This is a genomic window from Methylobacterium aquaticum, assembly GCF_016804325.1.
Lineage (GTDB): Bacteria > Pseudomonadota > Alphaproteobacteria > Rhizobiales > Beijerinckiaceae > Methylobacterium > Methylobacterium aquaticum_C.
The window spans coordinates 4,363,485-4,383,879 of the sequence record NZ_CP043627.1 but is presented as its reverse complement, the minus strand read 5'-3'; the positions used below and the strand labels follow the sequence as shown (position 1 = coordinate 4,383,879).

General features: G+C 70.4%; 20 protein-coding genes and 1 pseudogene. 15 read left to right on the top strand and 6 right to left on the bottom strand.

Going from position 1 to position 20,395, the window contains the following annotated elements; all coding sequences use genetic code 11:
* Window positions 1–121 precede the first annotated feature (121 nt).
* On the bottom strand, window positions 122–1,243 hold the full coding sequence (hppD, locus tag F1D61_RS20010) for a 4-hydroxyphenylpyruvate dioxygenase (protein WP_203153498.1): 1,122 nt from the start codon (window positions 1,241–1,243) through the stop codon (window positions 122–124).
* Between the two features lie 132 nt (window positions 1,244–1,375).
* On the opposite strand from hppD, the gene F1D61_RS20005 reads away from it, so the two are divergent.
* Window positions 1,376–1,867: an Lrp/AsnC family transcriptional regulator gene (locus F1D61_RS20005; protein ID WP_203153496.1), complete on the top strand. Its 492-nt coding sequence runs from the start codon at window positions 1,376–1,378 to the stop codon at window positions 1,865–1,867.
* Window positions 1,868–1,998: 131 nt separating this feature from the next.
* Window positions 1,999–3,051 carry a patatin-like phospholipase family protein gene (locus F1D61_RS20000; protein ID WP_203153495.1) on the top strand — a complete coding sequence of 351 codons (1,053 nt, stop codon included), beginning with the start codon at window positions 1,999–2,001 and terminating at the stop codon, window positions 3,049–3,051.
* A gap of 34 nt (window positions 3,052–3,085) precedes the next feature.
* Here F1D61_RS20000 and F1D61_RS19995 read toward each other — a convergent pair whose 3' ends face one another.
* The gene (locus F1D61_RS19995) at window positions 3,086–3,517 is read right to left on the bottom strand and encodes a CBS domain-containing protein (RefSeq protein WP_203153493.1); all 432 of its coding nucleotides are present in this window, start codon (window positions 3,515–3,517) and stop codon (window positions 3,086–3,088) included.
* A 176-nt stretch (window positions 3,518–3,693) separates the two neighbouring features.
* Window positions 3,694–4,512 (bottom strand): rhomboid family intramembrane serine protease, encoded by an 819-nt coding sequence (locus tag F1D61_RS19990; RefSeq protein ID WP_203153486.1) that lies wholly within the window; start codon window positions 4,510–4,512, stop codon window positions 3,694–3,696.
* A gap of 510 nt (window positions 4,513–5,022) precedes the next feature.
* On the opposite strand from F1D61_RS19990, the gene F1D61_RS19985 reads away from it, so the two are divergent.
* The gene (locus tag F1D61_RS19985) at window positions 5,023–5,628 is read left to right on the top strand and encodes a PAS domain-containing protein (protein ID WP_203153484.1); all 606 of its coding nucleotides are present in this window, start codon (window positions 5,023–5,025) and stop codon (window positions 5,626–5,628) included.
* 213 nt (window positions 5,629–5,841) lie between these two features.
* Window positions 5,842–6,501 (top strand): PilZ domain-containing protein, encoded by a 660-nt coding sequence (locus F1D61_RS19980; RefSeq protein WP_203159168.1) that lies wholly within the window; start codon window positions 5,842–5,844, stop codon window positions 6,499–6,501.
* A gap of 80 nt (window positions 6,502–6,581) precedes the next feature.
* Here F1D61_RS19980 and F1D61_RS19975 read toward each other — a convergent pair whose 3' ends face one another.
* On the bottom strand, window positions 6,582–7,811 hold the full coding sequence (locus F1D61_RS19975) for a glycosyltransferase family 4 protein (protein ID WP_203153482.1): 1,230 nt from the start codon (window positions 7,809–7,811) through the stop codon (window positions 6,582–6,584).
* Between the two features lie 160 nt (window positions 7,812–7,971).
* Here F1D61_RS19975 and F1D61_RS19970 point away from each other — a divergent pair, with 160 nt between their 5' ends.
* The 6 genes from F1D61_RS19970 (at window position 7,972) to F1D61_RS19945 (ending at window position 13,690) form a co-directional block, all read left to right on the top strand.
* On the top strand, window positions 7,972–8,895 hold the full coding sequence (locus tag F1D61_RS19970) for a LysR family transcriptional regulator (RefSeq protein WP_203153480.1): 924 nt from the start codon (window positions 7,972–7,974) through the stop codon (window positions 8,893–8,895).
* Between the two features lie 112 nt (window positions 8,896–9,007).
* Window positions 9,008–9,865: a shikimate dehydrogenase gene (locus F1D61_RS19965; protein WP_203153478.1), complete on the top strand. Its 858-nt coding sequence runs from the start codon at window positions 9,008–9,010 to the stop codon at window positions 9,863–9,865.
* Window positions 9,866–10,051: 186 nt separating this feature from the next.
* On the top strand, window positions 10,052–11,434 hold the full coding sequence (locus tag F1D61_RS19960) for an MFS transporter (RefSeq protein ID WP_203153476.1): 1,383 nt from the start codon (window positions 10,052–10,054) through the stop codon (window positions 11,432–11,434).
* A gap of 199 nt (window positions 11,435–11,633) precedes the next feature.
* Complete coding sequence (locus F1D61_RS19955) at window positions 11,634–12,281, top strand: Maf-like protein (RefSeq protein ID WP_203153474.1); 648 nt, start codon at window positions 11,634–11,636, stop codon at window positions 12,279–12,281.
* Between the two features lie 250 nt (window positions 12,282–12,531).
* Window positions 12,532–12,723 carry a DNA gyrase inhibitor YacG gene (yacG, locus tag F1D61_RS19950; RefSeq protein ID WP_203153473.1) on the top strand — a complete coding sequence of 64 codons (192 nt, stop codon included), beginning with the start codon at window positions 12,532–12,534 and terminating at the stop codon, window positions 12,721–12,723.
* An 82-nt stretch (window positions 12,724–12,805) separates the two neighbouring features.
* Window positions 12,806–13,690 (top strand): SDR family oxidoreductase, encoded by an 885-nt coding sequence (locus F1D61_RS19945; protein ID WP_203153471.1) that lies wholly within the window; start codon window positions 12,806–12,808, stop codon window positions 13,688–13,690.
* Window positions 13,691–13,920: 230 nt separating this feature from the next.
* Here the strand turns inward: F1D61_RS19945 and F1D61_RS19940 are convergent, their stop codons facing one another.
* A complete protein-coding gene (locus tag F1D61_RS19940; protein WP_203153469.1) occupies window positions 13,921–14,139 on the bottom strand; it encodes a hypothetical protein in 219 nt (72 codons plus the stop codon).
* A gap of 220 nt (window positions 14,140–14,359) precedes the next feature.
* On the opposite strand from F1D61_RS19940, the gene F1D61_RS19935 reads away from it, so the two are divergent.
* Both F1D61_RS19935 and glyS read left to right on the top strand, forming a co-directional pair.
* Window positions 14,360–15,316 (top strand): glycine--tRNA ligase subunit alpha, encoded by a 957-nt coding sequence (locus F1D61_RS19935; RefSeq protein WP_203153467.1) that lies wholly within the window; start codon window positions 14,360–14,362, stop codon window positions 15,314–15,316.
* Between the two features lie 84 nt (window positions 15,317–15,400).
* Window positions 15,401–17,515, top strand: a complete 2,115-nt coding sequence (glyS, locus tag F1D61_RS19930; RefSeq protein ID WP_203153465.1) for a glycine--tRNA ligase subunit beta — start codon at window positions 15,401–15,403, stop codon at window positions 17,513–17,515.
* Window positions 17,516–17,926: 411 nt separating this feature from the next.
* Here the strand turns inward: glyS and F1D61_RS19925 are convergent, their stop codons facing one another.
* Window positions 17,927–18,145 (bottom strand): DUF6894 family protein, encoded by a 219-nt coding sequence (locus F1D61_RS19925; protein WP_203153463.1) that lies wholly within the window; start codon window positions 18,143–18,145, stop codon window positions 17,927–17,929.
* 257 nt (window positions 18,146–18,402) lie between these two features.
* Between F1D61_RS19925 and F1D61_RS19920 the strand changes: the two genes are divergently transcribed.
* From F1D61_RS19920 to F1D61_RS19915, 3 genes and pseudogenes are all read left to right on the top strand, one after another.
* A complete protein-coding gene (locus F1D61_RS19920) occupies window positions 18,403–18,630 on the top strand; it encodes a hypothetical protein (RefSeq protein WP_203153461.1) in 228 nt (75 codons plus the stop codon).
* Between the two features lie 106 nt (window positions 18,631–18,736).
* The gene (locus F1D61_RS34850) at window positions 18,737–18,871 is read left to right on the top strand and encodes a hypothetical protein (protein WP_281437017.1); all 135 of its coding nucleotides are present in this window, start codon (window positions 18,737–18,739) and stop codon (window positions 18,869–18,871) included.
* A 455-nt stretch (window positions 18,872–19,326) separates the two neighbouring features.
* A pseudogene (locus F1D61_RS19915) lies at window positions 19,327–20,213 on the top strand (manganese catalase family protein).
* The last annotated feature ends 182 nt before the right edge of the window (window positions 20,214–20,395 follow it).

Here is a 20,395-nt window from a genome sequence, read left to right as displayed (position 1 = left end):
CCGCCCGCGGGGAGAGGGGGAAAACTCGCGCCTCAATCTTTCACCGGACAGCCCTGCCGCAGAGGGGGAGGGGGAAAGCCTGCGCCATGCCTGTCCCCGGAGAGCCCTCCCCCACCGCCCCTCACGCCGCCGCGTCGCGGGCACCCTCGACGGTAAGCACGCCGCGGCGGATCTGGTCTTCCTCGATCGATTCGAACAGGGCCTTGAAGTTGCCCTCGCCGAAGCCGTCGTCGCCCTTGCGCTGGATGAACTCGAAGAAGATCGGCCCGATGGCGTTGGCCGAGAACAATTGCAGCAGGATCTTCGTCATCCCGCCCTCGACCACGCCCTCGCCGTCGATCAGGATGCCGTTCTGCTCCATCCGCTCCAGCGGCTCGCCGTGCCCGGGCAGGCGCCTGTCGATGCGGCGGTAATAGACCGAGGGCGGCGCGGGCATGAAGGCGACGCCGCGCGCGCGCAACGCCTCGATCGTCGCGTAGATGTCGCGGCAGCCGCAGGCGATGTGCTGGATGCCCTCGCCGTTATAGGCGTGCAGGTATTCCTCGATCTGGCTCTTCTCGTCAGCCGATTCGTTGATCGGGATGCGGATCTTGCCGTCGGGCGAGGTCAGCGCCTTCGAGAACAGTCCGGTCTGCTTGCCCGAGATGTCGAAGTAGCGGATCTGCCGGAAGTTGAAGATCTTTTCGTAGAACCCGGCCCAGACGCCCATCCGGCCGCGATGCACGTTGTGGGTCAGGTGATCGAGGTAGAACAGGCCGAGCCCTGCCGGCCTCGGGTCACGCTCGGCCAGCCATTCGAACTCGGCCTCGTAGGGCGAGCCCTTCTCCCCGTAGGTCTCGACGAAGTAAAGCAGCGAGCCGCCGATGCCCTTGATCGCCGGCACGTCCAGGGTCTTTTCGCCGTCGGCCGGCTCGGCGCCGAGCGCGATCGCCCGATCGTAGGCGGCCTCGGCATCGACCACCCGGAACGCCATCGCGGGGGCGCAGGGGCCGTGGGCGGCGACGAAGCGGTGGCCGTGGCTGCCGGGCTCCTCGTTGACGAGATAGTTCACGTCGCCCTGGCGGTAGACGGTGATCGCCTTGGTGCGGTGGCGCGCGACCGCCGAGAAGCCCATGGCGCGGAAGAGGTCGTGCAGCGCCTGGGGCTCGGGATGGGCGTATTCCACGAACTCGAACCCGTCCGTGCCCATCGGGTTGGCGGCGGTGACCTGGGCGGCCGGGGCGTCGTGCGGATAGGGGCCCATCGTTCCACTCCTGGTGAATGCGTGTCCTGAATTCCTGATGCGCATCACAGCATGGACGGCCCGCGCGGGGCGTGCGAAACCCGGGCGCCGACCGGGCTCACATGCACGGTTCGTGCATGGATGGCGCTCGCGATGACCGATTCCCTCCCCCTCGACGGGTTCGACCTGAAGATCCTCGCGGCACTCCAGGAGGATGGCCGGCTCGGCAACCAGGAACTGGCCGAGCGGGTCCACCTCTCGGCCAGCCAGTGCTCGCGCCGCCGCCTGCGGCTGGAGGAGCGCGGCGTGGTGCGGGGCTACCGGGCGGAGCTGGCGCCGGGCCCCCTCGGCCTCACTGTGACGGTGTTCACCAAGGTCGCGCTCGCCACCCACAACCGCGACAATGCCCGCCGCTTCGCCGAGCTGGTCCGCGGCCTCGATTGCGTGCTCGAGGCCCACGTCATGACCGGCGACAGCGATTACCTCCTCAAGCTGATCGTGCCCGACCTGAAGGCGCTGTCGGCCGTCATCAACGACGTGCTCCTGCCTCACGAGAGCGTGGCGCACGTCCATTCCTCGGTGGTGCTCGACACGCTGAAGGAGGCGGCGGCCCTGCCGCTGCCGCGCGGGCCGGTTCCCGGGTGACGGCGCCTGCCCCGGATGTCGGCCCGCACGATCTTCGACGAATCGGCGATGCAACCTCCACCGTTGACGAACGCTTGAGAGTTCCAGGCCACACTTGTGTCCTGGGACAAGCCCGGCGGAGGTCAGGCGCCATGATGTGGGACGGCATCGCACTCTTCTCCGGCGCGCCGATCCGGCGCTCAGCGGACGGCGTGCTGGGTGCCGCGGGTGTTCCTCCCCTGCGCGAGCCCGAGCGGCCGCGGCGGGCCAAGGTCGGGCTCGCCCTCGGCGGCGGCGCCGCCCGGGGCTGGTCTCACATCGGGGCGATCGAGGTGCTGCGGGAGGCCGGGATCGCCATCGACGTGGTGGCGGGATGCTCGATCGGCGCCGCGGTCGGCGCCTGCCACGCCGCCGGCAAGCTCGGGGAGCTGCGCGACTTCGCCCTCACCCTGACCAAGCGCCGGGTGATGGGCCTGCTCGATTTCCACATCAGCGGCTCGGGGCTGATCGCCGGCGAGCGCCTGCGGCGGCTCCTCGAGCGCGACCTCGGACAGACCCGCATCGAGGAACTGCCGCTCACCTTCGCGGCGGTGGCGACCGAACTCGGCACCGGGCACGAGATCTGGCTCACCCGCGGCGGCCTCGTCGAGGCGGTGCGGGCGTCTTATGCGCTGCCGGGCATCTTCGATCCGGTGAAGATCGCCGGGCGCTGGCTGATGGATGGGGCGCTGGTCAACCCGGTGCCGGTGACGGCGGCCCGCGCCCTCGGGGCCGACGTGGTGCTCTGCGTCAACCTCAACGGCGACATGCGGGTGCGCGGCACGGTGATCCAGTCGCACGGGGCGGAAGGGGCCGATGCGGTGATGGAGGCCGCGGCCGAGGCCGCCGCCGCGCCGGCGGAGGAGGCCCGGCGCTGGCCGCTGATCGGCGGCCGGCGTGCCAAGCCGAAGCCCAGGCCGGAGGCCGGCGCCCCGAGCGGCATCGCCAGCGTGATGGTCGATGCCTTCAACATCACGCAGGACCGCATCTCGCGCTCGCGGCTCGCCGGCGACCCGCCCGACGTGATGATCAACCCGAAGCTCGCCCAGATGGGCCTGTTCGAGTTCCACCGCGCCGAGGAATGCATCGAGCTCGGCCGCCAGGCCACGCGGCGGATGCTGCCGGAGATCCACGAGATGATCTCGGCCGCCGTCACGCCGGTGTGAGGCGGCCAGCTGGCGGCGGCCGACGTGGTCGCCGTCAGGCCGTGGCGATGTATTCGCGCAGGGCCTGGTGCTCGGCCTCGACCGAGGCGATGCGGTGCTTGACCACGTCGCCGATCGACACGAGGCCGACCAGGCGGCCATCCTCGACCACCGGGACGTGGCGGAAGCGCCCGTCGGTCATCAGCTCCATCACCTCGTCGACGCCGGTGCCGCGGGTGCAGCACACCACCTTGGCGGTCATGTGCCGGGAGACCGGCGCGTCGAGCGCGGCGCCGCCGCCGCGGACCACCGCCCGGATGATGTCGCGCTCCGACAGGATGCCGAGGACGGTCTGGCCGGCATCGCTCACCACCAGGGCGCCGATGCCCTTCTCGGTCAGGAGGGATGCCGCCTCCGCCAGGGTGCGGTGGGGCTGCACGGTCACCACGGTGCGGCCCTTCTGCGACAGGATGCGCGCAACGGTCATCAACACCTCCCTGCTCGGGCCCCGCCGGCCTCGCGGTCCGGGCGGGACGCTCGTTTGCAGCCCGAGTGTGTGACCGTGCGCCGGGCGAGGCAAGCACCCCGGAAGTCCAAAGGAAACAATCGGAATGGAATCGATCGCTTGGGTGACGATCCCTTTGGCGATCGATTCCTTCGGCGTCAGCGCCGCCCGATCCGCTCGACCAGGGGAAGCAACAGGAACCCGACGATGAACCCGCCGAGATGCGCATCCCAGGCGACCGCGGAATCGGTGAGGCCGAGCGGCATGGCGGCGAGGCCGAACAGCAGGTTGGTGACGAACCAGATGACGAGGAAGACCACCGCGGAGCGGTTGCGCAGGAGCTCGGGGATGGTCTGGAGCCGGGTCGGCACCGGGCGCTGCCAGGGCACCGCCCCGGAGCCCGCCATCTCGACCGGCTGGAACGCGAAGCGCACCGCCGCCGCCATCAGCCCCGACACGCCGGCCGAGGCGCCGATCAGCGGTACGGTGCTCAGGGGATCGATGAGGACGTGCAGGAAGCCGCCCGCGGCGGTCGAGACGAGGGCGATCAGGCCGTAGCGCCAGGCGCCGCAGCGCCGCGCCACCGGCGTGCCGAAGGCGGCGAGCCAGACGCTATTGAGGAGCACGTGGGCCCAGGAGCCGTGCAGCAGCGCGTAAGTGACGAAGGTCCAGGGCATCGCGCCCGGATCGGCCACCAGGTAGGCCGCGAAGGCCTTGCGCGCCTCGATCTCGAGGGCGCTGCCGCCCGAGGCCGCCGCGGCCCGCAGCACGTCCGCGGCCCGGTCGGGGTCGAGGGCGAGGGTCCAGCGCGCCGGCACCAGGGCGAGGTTCAGGAGGAGCGTGATGTCCGTGACGTCGGGCAGCACCTGCCGCACGGCGTGGATCAGCACCAGGATCCCGACCGAGGCGGTGACCACGGCGGGCATGTTGAACACCGGCACGCGCGGCGGTCGCGGAAGGTCGGGGGTGGCATCCATGGAGGCACCATTGCGGGCGCCCGGGGCCGACCGCAAGGGCGAGGGATGACGCGGGCGCGCGCTTCACCGCGAAAAGCCGGCCCGCGCACCAAAAAAGGCCGCGACGGATCGCTCAAGAAAAAAGGGGAGAGCGTTGCCGCCCTCCCCGAAGAGAGTGAATCGCACCACGCCGCGCGGATTGGCCATGCGGATCGCGTGCAGGACGCCGCCAGGACCGTGACGACGCGGGCCCGGGGGCCCTCACTCCTTTTTCATGCGAGCGTGCTTAGGGCGCGCCTCACGCCCCGGCCAGCCCGAAATCTCTGCCGTCCACGAGGATCGCGCAGGTGTGGGCCAAACGCAACATTTATGAGTTGGTAACCCTAACGAAACCTTACGCTCTCGCCGCCCCGCCATTCGGCATACGGTCTGCTGAACCGAATCAGCTCAGCCGGCCGCCGTCCCGCTTCGGAACGGCGGCGGGCCGCCCCTGGACCGCCCGACCCCAAGACCGTGCCAGACCGAGACGCCATGAAGCACCCGACCAGCCGCCTGCTCCACGCCTACTGGAACGGCCTGCGCGGCGCCCGCGCCGCGCCGGAGCGGGGCGAGATCGAGCCCGGCGAGATCCGCCACGTCCTGGCCGACAGCCTGATCCTGGAGATCGACGCGCCCCGGCAATCCGCCACGGTGCGGCTCGCCGGCACCCGGCTCTGCGCCCTGTTCGGGGCCGAATTGCGGGGCTTCTCCTTCGCGGCCCTGTGGGGCGAGGCGCCGGCCGCCGATCCGTGGCGGCTCGTCGAGGTGGTGATCCAGGAAACCACGGGCGTCGTGGTCGGCCTCGTCGGAGTGACGGAGGCGGGTGAGACGATCGATCTCGAATTGCTGCTCCTGCCGCTGCGCCACCGCGGCAAGACCCAGGCCCGGGTGATCGGCTCGCTCTCGCCGGCGGTGATCCCGACCTGGCTGGGCTTGCGCCCGATCGTGGCCCTGCGCACCGTGTCGCTGCGGATCCTCATCCCCGAGGCGAACGCCGCCGCCCCCGCCCCCCTGGCCGCCCCCCCGCCCGCGGCCAACGACGAGCCCGGGCCGGAGCGCCGCAAGCGCTTCGTGGTGCATCGCGGCGGCAGACTCTGATACCAATGGCCCAAGATGCTGACGCATCGGGCCATCGAGCCATCTCGAATTTTCTATGCCAAGCCAGAGGCTTGACGAAAATTCGAGAACGGAACCAAAGGTCGTTTCCAATGACCGTTGGTATGAGACGCGATTGCTTAACCATTCCACGGCACCCTCGCCGGACCGTTCCGCTCCGCGGTGCGAGGGGGCGAGCGTGATGGGTCGGGCGTGATGGCGAACGGGGTGGCGAAGGAGGGGCCGGGCGGGCCGGGTCGGGCCGCGTCGCTGCGGCTTCGTCCCCTCCCCCTCCAGGTGGTGGCGGAACGGCGCCGGCATGGCCGCGTCGCGGTCGCCCTGCTCGGGCGCTACATGCTCGCCGACCGGCAGGAATATCCGTGCCAGACCGTCGACATGTCCCCGGGCGGCGTGCGCCTGACCTGCGCGGCCGGCGGCGGGATCGGCGAGCGCATCGTGATCTACCTCGACCATGTCGGGCGGATCGAGGGCACCGTCGCCCGTCTCCTGCCGGACGGTCTCGCGGCGGCGATCCAGGCCACGTCGCGCAAGCGCGACAAGATCGCCTCGCAGCTCACCTGGCTCGCCAACCGGGCGGCGCTCGGCCTGCCGGAGGACCGCCGTCACGAGCGTCTGGTGCCGCGCCATACCCTCACCACCCTGCGACTCGCGGACGGGCGCGAGATCGCCGCCCGCATCGTCGACGTATCGCTCTCGGGTGCGGCCATCGCCTGCGACGTCGCGCTTCCCCCCGATTCCGCGGTGATCGTCGGCCGCATGCCGGCGCGGGTGGTGCGCCCGTTCCGGGGCGGCGTCGCGGTCGAGTTCCGGCTGCCGCTGTCGCCGGACCGGTTCGACGAGACCCTGGTGCTGTGATCCCGCGCCGGCACGCCGTCGATGAGTGCCGGGCGACAGGAGGTCGACGATCGGTCGGTGGGCAGCGGGGCGAGGCTGCCTCACGCACCGTTCCCTGCGGCAACCGTCTCGATCAGGCGCAGATGGGCCGGCAGGCAGATCCGCTTGAGGTCGTAGGCGAGCGCGGTCCGCCGGGCCGCCGCCCGCAAGGGCGCGACGAGGGCGGGATCGGCCAGGGCGCCGACCACCGCCTCGGCGATCCCGGCCGGCGAGAAGAAATCGACTAGGAGCCCGTTCTCGCCCTGGCGGATCACCTCCTGCACCGGCGGGGTCGCCGAGCCGACGATGCAGGCGCCGAGCGCCATCGCCTCCAGCATCGACCAGGACAGGACGAACGGATAGGTCAGGTAGACGTGGGCCGCCGAGACCTGCAACAGGTTGACGTAGTCGCGATACGGGATCTTGCCGACGAAATGGACCCGCGACAGGTCGAGCTCCGCCTTGACCTCGTCGAGGAAGATCTCGCGCCATGTCCGTCCCGCGGGAGGCCGGGCGCCGTAGCTGGTATCGCTGCCGCCGACGATCACCGCCCGGGCCTTCGGCCGCCGGCGCAGGATCTCGGGCAGAGCCCGCATGAAGCTGTGATAGCCGCGATAGGGTTCGAGGTTGCGGTTGACGAAGGTGACGACCTCGTCCCTGCCCCCGAGGGACAGCCGGTCGCGGCCGAGGGTGATGCGGGCGCTCGCATCGGGCCGCAGCAGGTCGGTGTCGATGCCGTCGTGGATCACGCTGAGCCGGTCGCGGAACGCCGCCGGGATGCGGCTGGCCTGCCAGGCGGTGGGGCTGACGAGCCGGTCCGAGGCCTCGAAGGCGACGAGCTGCCCGGCATTGCGGGCGCGGGTGCGAAAGGCGGCGCCCTCGCGCGCCGGGAATTCCGGATCGAAGCCGGAATCGGCCCCCGTCGCGCTGTAGAAGAATTCCGCGAAGGTCAGGAGCCGGGCCCGCGGCCAGACATCCTTGAGGAACAGGGTCTCGCCCCAGCCGGAATGGCCGCAGATCACGTCCGGGACGAAACCCTCGGCCTTGAGCGCGAGCGCCGCCCGCGCCGCCGCCTCGCCCCGCAGGGTCGCGGTCTCGAAATCCGCCGCCGGGGGATGGATGCCGGGCGTGGAGCGGCCGGCGACCGTGTAGCGGACGTGGCGCACCCCCGGCATCGCGGGCGCGGGGTTGATGCCGAGCGCCACCACCTCGGTGCCGGGCCGCGCGGCCAGGGCCGGGGCGACGTGGCGGTACTGGCCGGGGAAGTTCTGGTGGACGAAGAGGACGCGCATCGGGTCTCGGGTCGATTCTCGGAGGCGCGGGCTCGCGCGAGCGCCCGTGTAGCACCGGCCCGGGCCGCCGCGGAACGAACCCGGTCCGCATTTGCTTCGCGCCGGCATTTCCGCCCATCTGGGGCGAGGCCGCGCCAGGACGAATGACGAAGGACGAAGGATGCTGACCCTGCGCCAGATCGAGGTCGCCCGCGCCGTGATGGTGACCGGCACCATCGCGGGCGCGGCACGGCTCCTCAACGTCTCGGCGCCGGGCATCAGCCGGCTGATGAAGTACACCGAAGCCTCGCTCGGCATCCGCCTGTTCGACCGGCGGGCCGGGCGGCTGGTGCCGTCCGAGCAGGCGCGCCACGTCTTCGAGCAGATCAACGCCGTCTTCGACAAGATCGAGGACCTGCGCTTCGTGCTGGAGCGCACGCAGGGCGGGGCGGGCCAGGAACTGCTGATCGGCTCGGTGCCGTCGATCTCGCACGTGATGGTGCCGCGCGCCATCGAGCGGGTGCGGGCGGCCTATCCCCATCTCGTCATCGACATCAACATCCTCAAGCTCGAGGAGGCGATCGACTACCTGCTGCTCGGCAAGGGCGAGGTGGTGGCGATGAGCTACCGCCTCGACCACCCGGCGCTCGCCTTCGAGCCGCTCGCCCGCGGCGGCCTGTTCTGCATCGTGCCCCTCGACCATCCGCTGGCCGCCCGGACCTCGATCTCCGCCGAGGAGATCGTGCGCCACCCCCTGATCGGCATCGATCCGAACGACCCCTACGGCCGGATCATGTCCGACATCTTCCGCGAACGCGGCCTGTCCTACGGGATCACGATCCGGGCCCGGTTCGGCTCGACGGTGTGCTCGCTGGTGCGGGCGGGCCTCGGCATCGCGGTGATCGACCAGTTCACCATCGCGTACGACGCCTTCCCGGGCATCCGCGTGCTGCCGATCGACGAGGCGCCGGTCTTCGAGACCTGGATTGCCATGAAGGCCGGCACCGCGCTCAGCATGTTCGCGGGAAGCTTCGTGCGGCTCCTACGCGAGGAGATGGCGCGGCCGGGCCAGGCGGGCCGTCCGGACCTGCGAACCGTAACATGATGTTACGATCGGCGCGCAACTTGGTACTCCGGATGCGGGCCAGGTGGAGATATCGTGCAGCCCAGGGAGAGCTCGCCACGGGCGAGTGCCAGAATTCGAGGGGCCGAACCCCATGGCTCACGGACATGCCAGACCCATCCTGCTCGGCCTGATCGGCTCGCCGATCGCCCATTCGGCCTCGCCGGCGATGCACGAGGCCGCCGCCGAGGCGGTCGGCCTCACGGCCCATTACCAGCTCGTCGACGTTCCGGGGGCCGACGACGCGCGGCTGCGCACCCTGCTGTCGTCCCTCGCCCCGATCGGCTTTGCGGGCGTCAACGTCACCTTCCCGTACAAGGAACGGGTCCTGCCCCTCCTCGACGACCTGTCGCCGGGGGCGCGGGCCGTCGGCGCGGTCAACACGATCGTCGTCCGGAACGGACGGCTCAACGGCCATAACACCGACACGACCGGCTTTGCCCGCGCCCTCACCCAGGCCTTCGGGCCGAGCCCCGAGGGCCCGGTGGCGCTCATCGGCGCCGGCGGCGTCGGCAAGGCGGTCGCGGTGGCGCTGAGCCATTTCCCCGGCCTGGAGGTTCGGCTGGTCGATGCCGATCCGGCCAAGGCCGAGGCGGTGGCGGCGCTCCTCGACGGGCACGCCGCCCTGCGGGTCTGTCGCCGGGTCGAGGAGGCGCTCGAGGGCGCGCGCGGCGTCGTCAACGGCACGCCGGTCGGCATGCTGCCGGATCGCGGCACGCCGGTGCCGTTCGCGCTGCTCCGCCCCGGGATGTGGGTGGCCGATGCGGTCTATTCCCCGCTCTGGACGCCGCTCCTGACGGAGGCGGCCCGGATCGGCGCCCGCACCATGACGGGGCGCGAACTCGCCATCCACCAGGCCCTCGACGCCTTCGCGCTGTTCACCGGCCGCGAGGCGCCGGCCTGCGCCATGGAGCGGGCCTTCGACCGCGCGGTGGCGCCGCTCGCCGCCTGATCCCCGGGACAAGCGCGGCCGCGCCCTTGCTTTTCGGGAACGGATATGGAATGGCGCGCAACAGACCTTAATTGATCATTACTTTACGCCATACAGCTTACACACACAAAGAAAAACCAGGCTGACCCAATGCCGCCCGACCCCCGAAGGCGGCACCGATCCTGTCGAACCATGGAGGAACACCCGATGAGTGCGGTACCCCGCGACCACGTCCACGACCGTCAGCAATCGAAGAAGGCCGCCGCCAGCGCCTGGATCGGCTCGGCGCTGGAATATTACGACTTCTTCATCTACGCGACGGCGGCCTCGCTGATCTTCCCGCAGCTGTTCTTCCCGTCCAGCAACCCGACCGTGGCGATCGTGGCCTCGCTCGCCACCTACGGCGTCGGCTATGTCAGCCGGCCGATCGGCGCCTTCGTGCTCGGCCATTGGGGCGACACCCATGGGCGCAAGCAGGTGCTTGTCCTGTGCATGTTCCTGATGGGCTTCTCGACCATCGCGGTCGGCCTGCTGCCCACCTACAGCCAGGTCGGCATCCTCGCCCCGATCCTGCTCGTCATCCTGCGCCTGATCCAGGGCTTCGCGGTGGCCGGCGAGATCTCGGGAGCGAGCTCGATGACCATGGAGCACGCGCCGTTCGGCCGCCGCGGCTTCTTCGCCAGCTTCACCCTCCAGGGCGTGCAGGCCGGCCAGATCCTCGCCGCCGCGGTGTTCCTGCCGCTCGCCGCCTACATGCCGACCGAGGCGTTCAATTCCTGGGGCTGGCGGATCCCGTTCCTGCTGAGCTTCATCGTCATCATCATCGGCTACATCATCCGCCGCGAGGTCGACGAGACCCCCGCCTTCGCCGCCGAGGAGACGAAGGGCGAGGTCGCCCGCGCCCCGGTCGTCGAGGCCTTCGCCACCTCCTGGCCCGACATGCTGCGGGTGGTGTGCATGTCGCTGATGAACGTGATCCCGGTGGTCACCACCATCTTCGGCGCGGCCTACGCGGTCCAGGCCGCCTACGGCATCGGCTTCCACAAGGACGTCTACCTGTGGATCCCGGTGCTGGGGAACATCCTGGCGGTGCTGGTGATCCCGATGGTCGGCAACCTGTCGGACAAGATCGGCCGTCGCCCGCCGATCATCGTCGGGGCGCTCGGCTCGGGCCTCCTGTCCTTCGGCTACCTCTACGCGATCAGCATCGCCAACGTGCCGCTCGCCATCGCGATGTCGCTGCTGATGTGGGGCATCGTCTACCAGGGCTACAACGCGGTCTTCCCGAGCTTCTACCCCGAGCTGTTCCCGACCCGCACCCGCGTCTCCGCGATGGCGATCTCGCAGAACGTCGGCACCGCCATCACGGCGATGCTGCCGGCCCTGTTCGCCACCGTGGCGCCTCCCGGCTCGGCGAACATCCCGCTCACCATCGGCTCGATCGCCCTGGCGATCACGGCGATCTCGGCGGTCGCGGCCTTCTCGGCCCGGGAGACCTACCGCGTCCCGATGAAGGATCTCGGCCAGCCCAACGCGGTGCCGCTGCCGAAGTCGGATTACGACCGGCTGCGCAACGAGGCGACGGCCTGACGAGAACCGGCCCGGGCGCGGCCCGGGCCGATCGGCAAGACAGGGGCGGGCCGGGCTCGATAAGCGTCCGGCCCGTTCGTCGTTTCGGCCCGCGGCGGGCTCCGGACGGGTCCGGTGCGCACGGCACGACCCGCGATGCTGGATTTCGCCGGCCAGATAGGGCATCGGGCATGGCATCCCCTTCGAGACACGGCGCCTCATGACCGAGACCTCCCCGATCCCGCAGGCCGCGCGCCCGAAGCTCATCCTCGCCTCGGCCTCGCCCCGGCGCCTCGCGCTGCTCCAGCAGGCGGGGCTGGAGCCGGACGCCCTGCTGCCGGCCGACCTCGACGAGGCGCCGCTGAAATCCGAGAAGCCCCGCGACCTGGTGCGCCGGCTCGCCCGGGCCAAGCTCGACGTGGCGGTGGCGGCGGCGCGCGGCACCGAGGAGCTGCGCCAGGGCTACGTCGTGGCGGCCGACACCGTGGTGGCGGTGGGCCGGCGCATCCTGCCGAAGGCCGAGGTGACCGACGAGGCGGCGGATTGCCTGCGGATGCTCTCCGGCCGGGCCCATCGGGTCTACACGGCGGTCTGCGTCGTCGGCCCGAAGGACAAGCCGCGGGAGCGGCTGGTCGAGACCCGGGTGCGGTTCAAGCGCCTCTCGGCCAAGGAGATCGAGGCCTATCTCGCCAGCGGCGAGTGGCGCGGCAAGGCCGGCGGCTACGCGATCCAGGGGCTGGCCGGGTCCTTCGTGGTCAAGCTCGTCGGCTCCTACAGCGCGGTGGTCGGCCTGCCGCTCTACGAGACGGTCGGGCTGCTCGAGGGCGAGGGCTACCCGGTCCGCGGTGCCTGGCGCGACGCGGGCTGAGCACCGAGATCCCGTTCGATTGCCGAGGCGCTGAGGCGGTTTCCCCCATCCTCAACCTCATTCTGAGGTGTTGGCGATCAGAGATCGCACGCGATCGAAGATTGACTGACCTCGAAGGAGGGCTCCAGAGATCGCTGTGGTCACTGGAGCTCTCCTTCGAGGCTCACTTCGTTCGCACCTCAGGATGAGGTCGTGGGTAGGATGGAACCGATTTTTTACGTCGGAGAGGGTTCGAGAGGAGGCGCGATCGATGACGCGCGATGACGAGATTGTTTCGCCGGCCTGCCCGATCTGCGGCAAGCCGGCGACCCGGGCCTCCAAGCCGTTCTGCTCCCCGCGCTGCGCCGACGTCGACCTGCAGCGCTGGCTCAGCGGGCGCTACGCGATCCCCGGTCGGGAGGACGACGCCCTGGGCCAGGACGACGGCACGCGGGAGGAGTGACGGGATACTGCGGGAGAGCAGGGAACGGCCGGGCGCCTCCCCGGTTGACGGCGGCCTGAACACACCGACAGCCGGAGCCCCCATGTCGTCCGACTTCCCCAATCCCCTCACCAAGTATCCCCGCCCGCCCTTCGAGAGCCAGCCGCAGGGCTTTCCCGGCCTGACCGGGCGGATGAAGCCGGAGCCCGACCACGGCGAGGCGAGCTACAAGGGGGCGGGCAAGCTCACCGGCCGGGCGGCCCTGATCACCGGGGGCGATTCCGGCATCGGCCGGGCGGTCGCCATCGCGTATGCCCGCGAGGGCGCCGACGTGGCGATCTCCTACCTGCCCTCCGAGCAGGGCGATGCCGAGGCGGTGGCGCAGTGGGTCGAGAAGGCCGGGCGCCGCGCCCTGCTGCTGCCGGGCGACCTCAAGGACCGCGCTTACGGCCGCGAGATCGTCGCCCGCACCGCCGAGACCTTCGGGCGGCTCGACGTGGTGGTCAATAACGGCGCCTTCCAGCAGCCGAACCAGGCCCTCGACGCGATCGACGACCAGGTCTTCGAGGACCATTTCCGCACCAACGTGTTCGGCTCGTTCTACGTGACGAAGGCGGCGATGGCGCATCTCAAGCCCGGCGCCTCGGTGATCTTCACCTCCTCGGTGAATTCCAAGCACCCGATGCCGTCGCTGCTGGCCTACAGCGCCACCAAGGGGGCATTGAGCAACCTGGTGCTGAGCCTGGCCCAGCTCTTGGCCGAGAAGGGCGTGCGGGTGAACGGCGTGCTGCCGGGCCCGATCTGGACGCCGTTCATCCCGTCCGGGATGGAGGACGAGTCCGTCAAGTCCTTCGGCAGCCAGGTGCCGTTCGGCCGCCCGGGCCAGCCGGCGGAACTCGCCTCGGCCTACGTGATGCTGGCCTCGGACGAGAGCAGCTACACGTCGGGGGCGCTGGTGACGGTGGCGGGAGCGATGCCGGTCTTGTGAGGCACGGAGTTGCTTGCGGGCTTGGTGCAAGCACACGACCACCAACTCACAGGGTCATCCCGGGTCCGCGCAAGCGGAGCCCGGGATCCAGAACCGCCGAGCGTTGAGGATAAGGCAGACAGCGTGCCGGCTTATTCTCCAAAAACTGCTTGCCTGGATTCCGGGCTCCGCTTTCGCGGCCCCGGAATGACGCGGAGGGTGTCATCTCATCCGGTGGCTCCCGGAAAACCTCACCGCCCGCAGGCCGGCGCGCCGTACCCGGCATAGACCACCCGCACGCTCCGGCACGCCGGCGCCGGAGCCTCCGCGGCCACCGTAGACTCGGCGGTGACGGCGGTGACGGCGACCGGCTCGCTCCTCGGGGCGTCGGCGCCCGCCCGCACCACCAGCGGGGTCGCGACCAGGGACAGGAGCGCGGCGGCGGCAAGCAGGGTCAGGCGCTCGGTCACGGTCGGTCTCCTCTGGTCTTGGGCGGTGAATCTTCCGCACCGGCGTTTTGCACTGCGGGATGCGGCGGCTTCGTCTGATCTGTATTGTCAACGAGCTTGACCGTTGTCCGGTTCCGCCGCCCCGGCGAACCGGTGCGGCGGCGCACGCCTCGCTTGACTCGGGGGCTGCCGGTTCTAAGGCTCCCCGCCACGACAGCGCCCGAGCCGAACCCGCGAGACCATGACCACCACCGACGCCGACCTCCAGCCGACCCGCTCGTTCCAGGGGCTGATCCTGACGCTCCAGCGGTTCTGGGCCGCGCAGGGTTGCGTGATCCTCCAGCCCTACGACATGGAGGTCGGGGCCGGCACGTTCCATCCGGCCACCACCCTGCGGGCGCTGGGGCCGAAGCCCTGGAAGGCGGCCTACGTCCAGCCCTCGCGCCGGCCGAAGGACGGGCGCTACGGCGAGAACCCGAACCGGCTCCAGCACTATTACCAGTTCCAGGTGATCCTGAAGCCGAACCCGCCGAACCTCCAGGAACTCTACCTCGATTCGCTCCGGGCGATCGGCGTCGATCTCGGGCTTCACGACATCCGCTTCGTCGAGGACGACTGGGAGAGCCCGACGCTCGGCGCCTGGGGTCTCGGCTGGGAATGCTGGTGCGACGGGATGGAGGTGAGCCAGTTCACCTATTTCCAGCAGGTCGCCGGCTTCGAATGCTCGCCGGTCGCCGGCGAGCTGACCTACGGCCTCGAGCGCCTGGCGATGTACGTCCAGGGCGTCGAGAACGTCTACGACCTCAACTTCAACGGCCGAGACGGCGACGAGAAGGTCACCTACGGCGACGTGTTCCTGCAGGCCGAGCAGGAATATTCGCGCCACAACTTCGAGGCCGCCGACACCGAGATGCTGTTCCGGCAATTCCGCGACGCCGAGACCGCCTGCCGCACCTACCTGAAGGCCGGCGAGCCGGGGCCCGAGAGCAACGATCCGCGCCACCGCATGGCGCAGCCGGCCTACGACCAGTGCATCAAGGCCAGCCACGTCTTCAACCTGCTCGACGCGCGCGGGGTGATCTCGGTCACCGAGCGCCAGAGCTACATCCTGCGGGTGCGCGAGCTGGCCAAGGCCTGCGGCGAGGCCTGGCGGCGCACCGATGCGGGCGGTCTCGCGGGCGAGGCACCCGCCGCCTGACATCCGCGCCGCCCGGCGCTACACCGCCCGCAACACCCCTTTCCCGATTCCGGGCTCTTCCCAGGAGAGCCTTGAGGCCGCCCGATGCCCGACCTGCTGCTCGAACTCTTCTCCGAGGAAATCCCCGCCCGCATGCAGCGGCGCGCGGCCGAGGACCTGCGCAAGCTCGTCACCGACGCGCTGGTCGAGCGCGGCTTCCTGTACGAGGGCGCCAAGGCCTTCGCGACGCCCCGCCGCCTCGCCCTCCACGTCGCCGGCCTGCCGGCCCGCGGGCAGGACGTGCGCGAGGAGCGCAAAGGCCCCCGCGTCGGCGCCCCCGAGGGCGCGGTGCAGGGCTTCCTGAAGAGCGCCGGCCTCGCCAGCCTCGCAGACGCGAAGATCGTCTCCGACCCGAAGAAGGGCGAGTTCTACGTTGCGGTGATCGAGCGGCCCGGCCGCGAGACGATCGAAGTCCTGGCCGAGATCATCCCGACGATCGTCAGGAGCTTCCCCTGGCCGAAATCGATGCGCTGGGGTGCCGCCTCGCGCGAGCCCGGTTCGCTCCGCTGGGTGCGGCCGCTGCACTCGATCGTCGCGAGCTTCGGCCCCGAGACCGAGACGCCCGAGCTGGTGCCCTTCGCCATCGAGGGCGTCGAAGTCGGCTTCACCACCCGCGGCCACCGCTTCCTGGCGCCGCAGGCGATCGAGGTGCGCCGCTTCGCCGATTACCTGCCGGCCCTCGAGCGGGCCTTCGTGGTGCTCGATGCGGACCGGCGCAAGGACATCATCCTGCACGATGCCCGCGACCTCGCCTTCGCCCGCGGCCTCGACCTCGTCGAGGACGAGGGCCTGCTGGAGGAGGTGGCGGGCCTCGTCGAGTGGCCGGTGACCCTGATGGGCGCCTTCGACGAGCGCTTCCTGGCGATCCCGCCGGAGGTGATCCGCGCCACGATCCGGGCGAACCAGAAGTGCTTCGTGCTGCGGGGCGCTCCCGGCCCGGACGGGCGCGAGCGCCTGGCCAACGCCTTCATCCTGGTCTCGAACCTGGTGGCTTCGGATGGCGGCGCGGCGATCGTCGCCGGCAACGAGCGGGTGGTGCGCGCCCGCCTCTCCGACGCGGCGTTCTTCTGGGAGACCGACCGCAAGGTGCGGCTGGAAGACCGGCTCGTTAAGCTCGAGAACATCGTGTTCCACGAGAAGCTCGGCACGCAAGGAGCGCGGATGGAGCGCATCGCCGCCCTCGCCCGGGCGCTGGCGCCGTCGGTCGGGGCCGATCCCGTCCTCGCCGAGCGCGCCGCGCGGCTCGCCAAGGCCGACCTCGTCACCGAGATGGTCGGCGAGTTCCCCGAATTGCAGGGCCTGATGGGCCGCTACTACGCGGCCGAGCAGGGCGAGGACCCGGCGGTCGCCGCGGCGATCGAGGACCATTACAAGCCGCTCGGCCCCAGCGACCGGGTGCCGTCCGAGCCGGTCTCGGTGGCGGTGGCGCTCGCCGACAAGCTCGACACCCTGGTCGGCTTCTGGGCGATCGACGAGAAGCCGACGGGGAGCAAGGACCCCTATGCGCTGCGGCGCGCGGCGCTCGGCGTCATCCGGTTGATCCTCGCCAGCGAGGCGCGGCTGCCCCTGCGGGCGCAGATCGCCGCGGCCGCCGCCGGCCACGGCCAGGCCTCGGACGCCTTCGCGGGCGACCTGCTGGCTTTCTTCGCCGACCGGCTGAAGGTCTACCTCCGCGACCAGGGCGCCCGCCACGACCTCATCGACGCCGTCTTCGCCCTGCCGGGCCAGGACGACCTGCTGATGGTGGTGCGCCGGGTCGAGGCGCTCGGTCGCTTCCTCGACACCGAGGACGGCAAGAACCTGCTCGCCGGCTCGCGCCGCGCCGCCAACATCCTGCGCATCGAGGAGAAGAAGGACGGCCGCGCCTACGACGCGGCGCCCGATCAGGCCCTCCTGACCCTGCCCGAGGAGACGGCCCTGGCCGAGGCTCTGCGGAATGCCGGTGCCGAGGCGGGCCGGGCGGTGGCGGCGGAGGATTTCGAGGGGGCGATGCGGGCGCTCTCGAGCCTGCGCGCGCCGGTCGACGCCTTCTTCGACAAGGTGACGGTGAATGCCGACGACGCTCTCTTACGCGCCAACCGCCTCGCCCTGCTCCACGCGCTCCGGGCAGCGACCCGGGACGTGGCGGACTTTTCCCGCATCGGCGGCGAGGGCCGGTAAGTCCGGAAACTAACAAAAGTTGCGTTGCACAAGAGCCTCAGCACTTCGCCAGGGAACGGTTTAACGACTTTTTCATTGTTTGTCGGCGCCGAGGAACGGTACAACCTTAAGCGGTTCGATTCTCATCAGTCGGGCGTGTCGTGCTCCGTGGGAGGGGGATGGCCTGTGCCGCAGCGCACCATGAGGTGGCGCGGGCCGGGCCTCCCGTCGCACGGAAGGCCGGAGAGCCGGACTGGGGATCACAGGCAGGAGACAGGCAGGATGTCGCTCGGCGGTAAGGCTCGACCCACGGCGCAGAATGCCTCCCGGACGCCGGACGCATCGGCACCGCAGGCGGGTGGACGGGACGATGCGGGCGCGCGGATTCGTGCGCATGTGCGCCAGATCCTGCTTCAGGCGGGCTCCGGTCGCTCACTCCAGGGAAATTGAGCGCACCAGCCGGCCAGCCCCGTCGCGGATCTCGAGCTGCCAGTCCTCCTCGAGGAGCGGCAGGTCGCCGCTCAGGCGCATCTCGGCGATGACCGCCCGCGCCTCGGCCTCAGCCTGGTCCGGCGTATCGGCCTCGACGCCGGTCGGGTCCTCGATCGCGCGCGCGGGGCCGACCAGGTTGAAGAAGTAGCGCTGCGCCATGAGAATCTGACCACGGTCGGTGATCGGAACGGGGTCGGGGTCTCTCCGGCCGGTTCCGTCCGATCGAGTGCGAGGGCAACGCCCAGGACGTTACCAGCCCGGTTCCGGGCTGGCATGTCAGGGAAAAGGCGAGCTACCTCCGCAAGCGTGAGCGATTCCGCGCCTGCCGCGTTCCTCCGAAGGGAGAGGGCGGCCGCCCCCTTGCTCCCGCCGCCCGCGGGCGGCCGACGGATCCCGGCGCGGCGAAGGCACCGACGATGCAGCATGATTCCGCCAGACCGCACCCCGAGAAGCGGGGCCGCCCGGACAAGCCCGGGGCCTCGGCCCGCAGCATCGTCCTCACCCTGCTCGGCGTCGTGATCGGGACTGCCGGCTACTACGCCTCCTGGCGCTTCCAGACCCCGATCGGCACCCTCGCGGGCATCGCCGGACTGGCGCTCTGCGTGATCGGCACCAGCCACGGGCATGACCCCCAGGTCGGCTGATCCGCCGGTGCGGCGATACGCAGCCCGGCCGTGATCGATCGACGGAGCGCGGGGGACGTTGGTCCGGAAGTCCTCGATGGTGAGGATCGTCGATCAGGAGCCTCCCATGACCGCCAATTCCCCCGAGCACCGCACCGGCCACGACGTCGAGTCCGTCGATCAGGTCAGCAGCGTCACGCTTTTAGGCTTCGCCGTCGTCGGCGCGGCCCTGACGGTGGCGCTCAACGCGATGCTGGTCTGAGGGTTTGTTCGAGTTGTTGCGCACGATCGTCCCGCGCTCGGCCCCCCGCTAGGCAGGGATGTCCGGGGGTACAATTCTTTCAAGATTAGGCGCGGGATCCCCTCTCCCGAGTGGGAGAGGGGAGGCACGCTATAATCTTCCTCAGACAGCCCTGCCGCAGAGGGGGGAGGGTTCATGCTCTCGACCGTCGCTCCCACACTGCGCTGCCTCCTGCGTCGTGGACTGTGTTCCGCTTGAGCGGAGTGCCGCCGGCCGCCCCCTCGCGAGCCCCCTCCCCTCCGCCCCGGCCCCCCACTCCCGCACCAAGGAAAAAACCCGTCCGCCACGCTCGAACCACCCCACCGGCAGGGCGTTGGTCGGCGATTCCCATACCCATACTGAGTATATCTAACTCGGGATGGCGTCGGCGGCGCACCGCGCCCGGGATCACCGCGACGAGAGGTCAGGAGACCCCGATGTACTATCACGACAAGCGCCTGCAGTACCCGGTCAAGGTCGAGACGCCCGATCCCCTGTTCGCCCGCCAGCTCCAGCAGGCGATCGGCGGCATCGAGGGCGAGATCCGCGTCTGCCTGCAATATTTCTTCCAGGCCTGGGGGCCCGGGGCCCGAGCACGAAGTACCGCGACGTGCTGCTCAACACCGCCACCGAGGAGATCAGCCACATCGAGATGCTGTCGACGGCGGTGGCCCTCAACCTCGAGGACGCGCCGGCCACGCTCCAGGAGACCTCGGCCCAGGCGAACCCGATCGTCGGCGCGGTGATGGGCGGCGAACGCCCGCGGCACGTCGTCGAGGGCATGCTCCAGCGCCACCTGCTCTCCACCGGCCTGGCGGCCCTGCCGGTCGATTGCGACGGCACGCCGTTCGACTGCTCGCACGTCTATGCCAGCGGCAATCTCGTCGGCGACATGTTCTGCAACGTGGCGGCGGAGGCGACCGGGCGCACCCTGGCGGTGCGGCTCTACAACTCCACCCATGACAAGGGCATGCAGGACATGCTCAGCTACCTCATCGCCCGCGATACGATGCACCAGCAGCAATGGCTGGCGATCATCGAGGACATGGGCGGGCTGAAGGAGGGGCTGCCGGTGCCCAACAGCTTCGACCAGTCGAAGGAGGCGCAGGAATTCAGCTACATGTTCATGGGCACCGAGCGCAACGGCACGCCGGTTCCCCCCGGCCGCTACTCGGAAGGTCCGTCGATCGACGGCAAGGGCCAGTTCCACTTCAAGGCCTTCGAACCGCTCGGCGAGGAACCGGTGCTCGGGCCCGCCCGGCCCGATTCCGGCGCCCAGAAGGAGCAGATGACCTCGGCCCCGGTCACCAACACCAAGACCTGAGGTAGCGGGACCTCAGCGAGCGGAACCTGAGCGCGCAAGACCCGCGCGGGACGGGCCCGGTCCCCGCGGGGCCGGGCCCGTCCCGCGCGGACCGTGCGCCAAGATTGAGCTTGACCTGCGCGCCCCGGATGGGGGATCGATTGCCGTTCCTTAGGGACAGGGCGGCATTCGATCACCAGACC

What these genes read in the sequence shown, in the direction of transcription:
- hppD (WP_203153498.1), bottom strand. Translation starts at nt 1,243, where the DNA reads ATGGGCCCCTATCCGCACGACGCCCCGGCCGCCCAGGTCACCGCCGCC.
- F1D61_RS20005 (WP_203153496.1), top strand. Translation starts at nt 1,376, where the DNA reads ATGACCGATTCCCTCCCCCTCGACGGGTTCGACCTGAAGATCCTCGCG.
- F1D61_RS20000 (WP_203153495.1), top strand. Translation starts at nt 1,999, where the DNA reads ATGATGTGGGACGGCATCGCACTCTTCTCCGGCGCGCCGATCCGGCGC.
- F1D61_RS19995 (WP_203153493.1), bottom strand. Translation starts at nt 3,517, where the DNA reads ATGACCGTTGCGCGCATCCTGTCGCAGAAGGGCCGCACCGTGGTGACC.
- F1D61_RS19990 (WP_203153486.1), bottom strand. Translation starts at nt 4,512, where the DNA reads ATGGATGCCACCCCCGACCTTCCGCGACCGCCGCGCGTGCCGGTGTTC.
- F1D61_RS19985 (WP_203153484.1), top strand. Translation starts at nt 5,023, where the DNA reads ATGAAGCACCCGACCAGCCGCCTGCTCCACGCCTACTGGAACGGCCTG.
- F1D61_RS19980 (WP_203159168.1), top strand. Translation starts at nt 5,842, where the DNA reads ATGGCGAACGGGGTGGCGAAGGAGGGGCCGGGCGGGCCGGGTCGGGCC.
- F1D61_RS19975 (WP_203153482.1), bottom strand. Translation starts at nt 7,811, where the DNA reads ATGCGCGTCCTCTTCGTCCACCAGAACTTCCCCGGCCAGTACCGCCAC.
- F1D61_RS19970 (WP_203153480.1), top strand. Translation starts at nt 7,972, where the DNA reads ATGCTGACCCTGCGCCAGATCGAGGTCGCCCGCGCCGTGATGGTGACC.
- F1D61_RS19965 (WP_203153478.1), top strand. Translation starts at nt 9,008, where the DNA reads ATGGCTCACGGACATGCCAGACCCATCCTGCTCGGCCTGATCGGCTCG.
- F1D61_RS19960 (WP_203153476.1), top strand. Translation starts at nt 10,052, where the DNA reads ATGAGTGCGGTACCCCGCGACCACGTCCACGACCGTCAGCAATCGAAG.
- F1D61_RS19955 (WP_203153474.1), top strand. Translation starts at nt 11,634, where the DNA reads ATGACCGAGACCTCCCCGATCCCGCAGGCCGCGCGCCCGAAGCTCATC.
- yacG (WP_203153473.1), top strand. Translation starts at nt 12,532, where the DNA reads ATGACGCGCGATGACGAGATTGTTTCGCCGGCCTGCCCGATCTGCGGC.
- F1D61_RS19945 (WP_203153471.1), top strand. Translation starts at nt 12,806, where the DNA reads ATGTCGTCCGACTTCCCCAATCCCCTCACCAAGTATCCCCGCCCGCCC.
- F1D61_RS19935 (WP_203153467.1), top strand. Translation starts at nt 14,360, where the DNA reads ATGACCACCACCGACGCCGACCTCCAGCCGACCCGCTCGTTCCAGGGG.
- glyS (WP_203153465.1), top strand. Translation starts at nt 15,401, where the DNA reads ATGCCCGACCTGCTGCTCGAACTCTTCTCCGAGGAAATCCCCGCCCGC.
- F1D61_RS19925 (WP_203153463.1), bottom strand. Translation starts at nt 18,145, where the DNA reads ATGGCGCAGCGCTACTTCTTCAACCTGGTCGGCCCCGCGCGCGCGATC.
- F1D61_RS19920 (WP_203153461.1), top strand. Translation starts at nt 18,403, where the DNA reads ATGCAGCATGATTCCGCCAGACCGCACCCCGAGAAGCGGGGCCGCCCG.
- F1D61_RS34850 (WP_281437017.1), top strand. Translation starts at nt 18,737, where the DNA reads ATGACCGCCAATTCCCCCGAGCACCGCACCGGCCACGACGTCGAGTCC.